Here is a 7,423-nt window from a genome sequence, read left to right as displayed (position 1 = left end):
CCCCGCAGCCCCTCTGCACCCCAGCCCACCGCGGGCGGCGCCCGCACAGCCGACGCCGCGCCCGCCGTGCCGATCGCCCCGATGGAGCGCGACGGGGTGCGGATGACGATCACGCACATGGCGCCCGCCGCCGTCACCCCCGACTCCACCCTCACCGTGAAGGTGACGGTCACGAACACGGGCGAGGAGCCGCTGGAGCGCGCCGCGGTGCAGCTCGGAATCAAGCGCCCCCGCCTGGACGATCGGGAGGACATCAGCCGCTGGGCCGCGACCGACGGGCTGAAGGACCTCGGCTCTGCCGTCGCGCTCTCACCCCGGTCCACGATCGCTCCCGGGAAGTCCGCGGAATTCGTGGTGACCGCGCGCGCCGCCGATCTCGGCCTCGGCCCCAGCCCCGACCATTGGGGCGCGCGGGCCGTGTCCCTCACCCTGGTGACGCTCGGCCCGGCCGACGGATCCCAGGCATCCGCCGATGCCGCCGACGGCGCCGGCACCTCCTCGGCCGCAGCCGCGAACGACTCCACCGCGATCACCGGCCCCGAGGCGCCGAACCTGCTGCCGCTGGAGGGGCAGAAGAGCGTCTCCGCTGTCCGCTCGTTCATCGTGTGGCAGCCGCAGGACGCGCAGGACCTGCCCACCACGGGCGTGTCCACCCTGGTGCCGGTGCGCTCCGAGGTGCCGGCGCAGGCCGTCACCGATCCCGCCGGGTACGCCGAGTCGCTGAACTCCGGGACGATGAAGAAGCAGCTGGAGGTGGCGCGGCGCCCCGATGCGGACTGGCTGCTGGATCCGTCGATGCTGGCGTCGGCGCCGGTGCCGCAGTCACTGGCGGAGGAGCCGGCCGCCTCGACTGCGAAGAAGCAGAAGGGCGGCGACGAGGGCACTGAGGGGTCGGCGAGCCCGTCGCCGTCCCCGAGCGCGCAGGCCGACGACCCCGCGGCCGCCTGGGCCTCCTCCGAGCCGTGGGTCGCTGATCCGACGGCCGCCGCCACCGCCTCCGCGCTCACCGACGCCGCCGAGGACCGCACCGTCATCGCCGCGCCGTACGGCCAGTTCGACCCCCTCGCGGTGGATGCGAAGTCCCGCCTCGCCGCCGCCGGGAGCGCCGAGACCGGCCGGGTCCTGAACGCGCGGTCCGTCACGCCCGCCGGCTCGGCGGTGCGGCTCGCACCGGGGGAGGCCTCCGCGCGCCTCGCGCAGGACGCCGCCGGCCGCGGCGCCGACATCGTCCTGGTGCCCGCGGAGTCCCTCGGCTCCACCCCGGAGCCGCAGGTCACCACCAGCGGCTACGGCCGCCTCGACCCCGCTAAGGGCAGCGGGAAGCGGGGTCCGAGCGTTCCGCTGCTGGCGTACGACACCCGCCTCAGCGCCCTCAGCGAAGCGGACTCCTCAGTGACCGACCCGATGCTGATCCGCCAGCAGGTGCTGGCGGACACCGCCGTGATCTCCGGGCAGTCCACGAACGCGCCGCGGCACGTGCTGATCTCCCCGGACCCGTCGGCGACGCTCGACCCCACCACGATGACGGCGGGGATGGACGCCCTGGCGGACGCGCCGTGGGTGGAGCAGCGCCCCACCAGTGACCTGGTGGATGCGGCGCGCTCCGGCAGCGGCACCCGCAGCCTGTGGGTGGACAAGGGGTCGCAGTCTCTGCTGTGGAGGGGCCCGTCGGCCTCCCTGGCGCCCGTCGCCATCGGGGCCGACGGCACCCTGGAGCGGCCCGATTCTCCGGCGGACCGCCCCGCGGTGTCCGGCGATGTGGTGACGGTGTCGGACGCGGCGGTGGGGCAGATCCTGCCGCTGCGGTCCATGATGAAGGACCAGACGCGGGCGAACCCGCCGCTGCTGACGGCGTTCGCGTCCACCTCGCCGCGGGCCGCGCGCGATGACGCGCTGGCGACCGCGCTGGCGGAGAGAACCGTGGACTTCAGCAGTGACTTCCACAAGCGAGTGACGGTGACGATGGCCTCCAGCTACAACCTGGTGTCCTCCTCCGTCGGTCTGCCGATCACGATCCGCAACGACTTCGACACCCCGGTCACGGTGACGCCGGACCTGTCGGTGTCGAAGCGGATCGTCCGGATCCAGACGGAGCCGGGCGCGGTGACGATCCCGCCGCACTCCTCCGTGGACGTGTCAGTGCCGATCGAGGCGATCGCCAACGGCACCCTCGACCTCGACGTCACCCTCGTGACCCCGGACGGGTCGAAGCCGTTCGGGACGCAGTCCGTGGAGGTCCACGCCAATCCCGCCTGGGAGAACCGGACCACGCTCATCATCGTGGTGGGCATGGCCGTTCTCGTGGTGGCGGGTGTGATCCGGGCGGGCCGCTCCGGCCGCTCCGACGCCCGCAGCCCCGGCGTGCAGACCCCTGAGACCATCAATGAGAAGTGAGGCCCCCGACTCCATGCCTTCGGACTCCTCCGCACCTGCGGCCCCGCAGCGCGGGCGCGCCGCCCACATGCGCGCCTCCGCGCTCATGGCGGCCGGCTCCACCGTTTCCCGCATCCTCGGGTTCGTCCGCAACTTCCTGCTCGGCATGGTGCTGGGCGGCACCAGCACGGTGGCGGCGAACTCGTTCTCCGCGGCGAACATCCTGCCGAGCTCGCTGTGGCTGCTGATCGGCGGCGGCACCCTCAACGCGATCCTGGTGCCGGCGATCGTGCGGGCGATGAAGCGGCCCGACGGCGGCGACGACTACATGTCGCGCCTGACCACCCTGATCCTGGTGGTGACGGGTGCGGCGACGGCGCTGGCGATGCTGCTGGTGACGCCGCTGCTGGTGGTGGCGAACTCGAACCTCGACCCGGTGACGATGCAGGCGGCGACCACGCTGGCGTACTTCCTGCTGCCGCAGATGCTGCTGTCGGCGCTGTACGTGATGTTCGGGCAGGTGCTGAACGCGCACGAGTCGTTCGGCCCGTTCCAGTGGGCGCCGGCTCTGAACAACATCATGGCGATCCTCTCCTCGATCGCGTTCCTGGTGCTGTTCGGGTCGCAGCCGGACCCGACGGCGTGGACGATGCCGATGGTGCTGATGCTCGCCGGCATCCAGGTCTCCGGCTCCGTGGTGCAGTCGGCGTTCCTCTGGTACTGGACGCACCGCATCGGGCTGCGGATCCGCCTGAAGTGGGGCTTCCGCAACCTCGGCCTGCGCACCCTCGGCAAGCTCGGCATGTGGACCCTGGCGATGGTGATCCTGGGGCAGATCGGCGTGTTCGCCACTCGGTGGGCGTCCGGCCCCACGGTGGATGCGATTTCGCGCCTGCACCAGGAGGGCCGCACTGCGGAGGCGCAGAAGTATGCGGGTCTGGCGGCGCTGGACTGGTCCTACACGGTGTTCATGGTGCCGCAGGGCATCATCGCGGTGGCGCTGGTGACGAGCGTGTTCACGCAGATCTCCCGGCATGCCCGCGACGGCGATCACCAGGGCGCGTTCGAGACGTACGCGGAGACGGGCCGCATCCTGATGGTGCCGATGATCCTGTTCAGTGTGCTGTTCGGGGTGCTGGCGGGACCGATCATGTGGGTGGCGATCGGTGGAACCACGCCGACGTCCGCCGAAGCGAACGGCCTGGTGCTGGCCGCGTACATGGTGGGTCTGCTGCCGTTCGCGTCGCTGTACCTGACTAAGCGGTTCTTCTACGCGTATGAGGACGCGCGGATGAGCTTCCTGACGCAGATCCCCGTCACCGCGTTCAGCCTGGCGATGATCATTCCGATCTCGCGCCTGGTGGATCCGCAGTTCGCGACCCCGGCGGCGGCGCTGGTCACCAGCATCGGCAACCTGATGGCGTGGGGCATGGGCACGTGGATGCTGCGTCGGAAGCTGCAGCGCCTGGGGGTGCGGCCGCACGGCCTGGGCCTGACGATCTCCACGTTCCTGCGTCTGCTGGTGGCGGCGGTCGTGTCCGGCGCTGCCGGGTGGGGGCTGCTGCACGCGGCGCATGACTGGGTGTGGTCGAGCCGTCCGGTGGCGGTGCTGGTGTGCGGCGCGATCGGTGCGGTGATGGCGGCTCTGTTCATCGGTGCGGCGTTCGTGCTGCGGGTGGAGGAGATCCGCGCCATGGGGGCGTTCGTGGGCCGACGGCTGAAGCGCTCGAGGTGATCCGCACGCCGTGCGTCTACCATGGGGAAGCGGTATCGGCCGCGGGCCCTGCGCCGGGAGGCGCGTTCCGGCCGTGTGCGGCCGATGACCCGATGACTGAAGTCAGGATGACCATTGCCGAGCAGAGGTGACTGGATGGCCGAGCATTCCACGGTGGACGCATTCCTCAAGGAGTACGCGATCCTGCCCGGGTTCGACGGCGAGGGCGAGGCCCCCGCGGACTGGACGCTGCCCGCGCACCCTGTGGACGGCGCCACCTGGCATGTGGGTGAGAAGGAGGGCGGCAGCGTCCTCGTCTTCCTCGCGCGCGGGGAGATCGCCGCGGATGTGGCGGATGCGGCGCGGCGCTCTCAGCTGGTGGTGCACCAGTCGCTGGTGCCGATCGCCGCTGTTCATGAGCTGACCGACGACGACGGCACTGCCGTGGCGGCTGTCGTGTACGAGCGGGTCGATGCGCCGTCGCTGTCGGACATGGCGCGTGAGCGTGCGCTGCGCCCGGAGACGGTGCGGTCGATCGCCGGGCAGGCGTCGGTGGCGCTGGAGGCGGCGCGCCGCAAGGGTGTGACGCATCGCCTGCTGGATGAGGACCGTGTGTTCGTGGATGCGGACGCTGACCGGGTGCTGATCCTGGGTGCGGGCGTGGAGTCCGCGGCGCTGAGCGACCTGGACATCGTGGGCTTGACCTCGGGCGCCGGCCGCGGCAGCGGTGAGGGCGAGCCGGGAACGGTGGACCCGGATGCGCGGTCCCTGGGCCGGATCCTGTTCGTGGGCCTGACGGGCCGGGACAGTGAGTTCTTCGGCGGGTCCGATGTGGTGGATCCGCAGCTGGCGTCGGCGCGGACGGTGCCGGATGACCTGCGGGACATCACGGTGATGGCGCTGACGTATGTGGCTCCGCAGGTGGGCGACCCGGTGTACGAGCCGCAGGATGTGCACAATGATCTGCGGCCGTGGCAGTCGCTGCCGGTGACGCTGGAGGCGTTCGATCCGGAGCAGCGAGTGGGGGCGCCGCAGCCGCTGTCGGCGGCGCAGCTGGCCGTGATGCGCGGCGAGGAGCCGCCGGTCGAGGACGCGCCCGCTGATGATGCTCCCGCTGACCAGGCGCCCGCCGCCGGGACCGTCTCCGACCAGCCGGCCTCCGAGTCCGCCTCGGAGCCGACGGATCCTGCGGCCGCGTCCGGTTCCACGGCCGCCGGCGGCGCTTTCGCAGCGGGGCCCGTGGGCGACGACGCCCCGACGAGCCCCTCCGTCCTCACTGACGGCTCCGCCGACGACACCGCCCCCGGCGCCGGCACTGCTGGCGCCTCGACCGCGGGCGCTGCCGCCGCTGGCACTGCCACGGGCGGCGCCGCCGCTGCTGGCGCTGCCGATTCGGGCGCGCCGGCCACGCAGGCGTGGGGCGACGCGATCGGCCCCGCCCCCGAGTTCTCCTCCCGCACCGACAGGCAGCAGACCCGCGCTGAGGCGGAGAGCGCCGCCGCGACCGGTCCGCTGCGGGTGGCGGGCCGCACCGAGTCGCTGAGCGGGGAGCCGGCGACCACCACCGGCGGGATCGCGATGTCCAGTTCGTCCAGCGCCGCTGCGGGTGCCGCGGGTGCCGCCGCTCTCGGCGCTGCCGGTTCCGCGAGTACGGGTGGGCGCACCCCCCACGATCCGACGGGCGTGGGGTCGGTGCCGACGGCGTCGGAGGCCCCTGCGCCGGTCGACCCGTCGAAGCCGACGGGCGCGCCCGAGCCTGTCAATCCGTGGAAGCGGTCCGGGCGGTCCGCACCGGTGGAGCCGGTGCACCCGTCGGCCGCCGCAGCGCTGACCAGCGCGAACGACACCCCTCGCGGTGCCGGCGCGCCCGCGATCCCGGTGCCTGGGCGCCAGCGGTCCATGACGGAGCCGCCCACCGAGGACACCGGCGAGCGCGATTCGCCGTCGCTGCTGCGCGACGTGGTTGGGGTGGCCTTCGCATCGGACGACCCGGACTCGCTCAGCACCGGTGATGCTCGTGGTGACGGCCGCAGCTATCAGTCCCGCATCCTGATCATTCTGATGATCGTGCTGGTGGCGCTCGCCGGGTTCCTGGCGATCAACACGGTCACCTCGGTGAACCGCGACCGCGGGGTCTCCAGTGAGCCCGCGAAGACTGTGGAGCCGACCGCGACCGCGGAGTCGGAGGCTCCGGCGGAGAAGTCCCCGGAGCCGGCGAAGTCGGAGGAGCCGAAGGTCGAGCCGGCGGCGCTGAAGAATGCCGAGATCGTGTACCCGGAGGACCCCTCGAAGGCGGACTACCCGGAGAACGCGGGCCGCATCAACGACGGCGACATGGGCACCGTGTGGAAGACCAAGGAGTACGCCAGCGAGGACTTCGGCAACCTCCGAAACGGCATGGGTGTGCTGCTGAACTTCGAGAAGAAGGGCGAGGTCACCGAGGTGATCGTGCACGGTGGTGAGGCGCAGGGCGGCACCCTGGAGCTGCGCACCGTGAACCCCGACGGCACCCCCGGTGACGTCCTCGCCTCCACGGACCTGAACCCGGGTGAGATGTCGCTGAAGCCGGAGGAGCCCGTGGAGGCTGAGCGGCTGATGCTGTGGTCGCCGAAGCCGGGCGCCCTGCCGAACGGCCGCTTCCGTGTGGACGTCGCCGAAGTCGAGGTGAAGTGACTCGGTGGCGAAGCGCAGCGACCAGCCCGGGTCCCGGCGGCGCGTGACCCCGCGCCGCGCGGGAGAGCCGGGGAGCGGGCGGGGCCGTGGACGCCGCGCCCGCATCCTGAGGACTCCGCTGAAGGAGGCGATCGGGATGCCGCCGTCGATCATGCTGCTGCTGATCGCGGCCGCGATCCTGCTCGGCGTGATGCTGTCCTGGGGCCTGAGCGTGTCCAGCCAGACCTCGACCTCGGCGGCGGTGCCCGTGGGGTCGCAGTCGGAACGGGGAGTGGACGCGTCCGGCCTGCCGGTGCTGACGGAGAACTCCATCGGCAAGGAGGTGCAGCGCCTCGTGGACACCGGAACTCTGCAGAACCCCGCTTCGTTCGACGTCACCGCCTGCATGCAGGAGCAGGGCGTGGACGACCAGATCCTCATGATCGAGGAGGTGTCGTGGATGGATTCGGGGCCGGCCTGGCTGCTGGTGCACTCCGCGACCACCGCTGACGTGATCCACACCGAGGGCGGGGAAGTGAACGCGACGGTTGTGCGTTCTTCCTGTGGAACCCCCGAATCGAAGGGGGCGAGCAGTTCCCGCCTGTGGAACGGAGCCGTGAAGCTCGTGCCCACGTCCTAGATCCCGGCTCCGTCGGCCCGCCGACCGGTTCCCCCGGCCCCGAC

The 7,423-nt window shown here is 72.0% G+C and carries 4 protein-coding genes; all 4 read left to right on the top strand.

Annotated features, from left to right (window positions below):
- Window positions 1-2,394, top strand: a 2,394-nt coding sequence (locus tag MHY20_RS11310; RefSeq protein ID WP_239376852.1) for a DUF6049 family protein, incomplete at its 5' end; no start/stop codon positions are given.
- 13 nt (window positions 2,395-2,407) lie between these two features.
- Window positions 2,408-4,108 (top strand): lipid II flippase MurJ, encoded by a 1,701-nt coding sequence (locus tag MHY20_RS11305; RefSeq protein ID WP_183377120.1) that lies wholly within the window; start codon window positions 2,408-2,410, stop codon window positions 4,106-4,108.
- Window positions 4,109-4,243: 135 nt separating this feature from the next.
- Window positions 4,244-6,760: a hypothetical protein gene (locus MHY20_RS11300; protein ID WP_239376851.1), complete on the top strand. Its 2,517-nt coding sequence runs from the start codon at window positions 4,244-4,246 to the stop codon at window positions 6,758-6,760.
- Between the two features lie 136 nt (window positions 6,761-6,896).
- The gene (locus MHY20_RS11295) at window positions 6,897-7,379 is read left to right on the top strand and encodes a hypothetical protein (protein WP_239376850.1); all 483 of its coding nucleotides are present in this window, start codon (window positions 6,897-6,899) and stop codon (window positions 7,377-7,379) included.
- Window positions 7,380-7,423 lie beyond the last annotated feature (44 nt).

The organism is Helcobacillus sp. ACRRO (assembly GCF_022347125.1).
Classification (GTDB): domain Bacteria; phylum Actinomycetota; class Actinomycetes; order Actinomycetales; family Dermabacteraceae; genus Helcobacillus; species Helcobacillus massiliensis.
The sequence above is the reverse complement of the archived record's forward strand: the minus strand, read 5'-3'. Positions and strand labels throughout refer to the sequence as shown.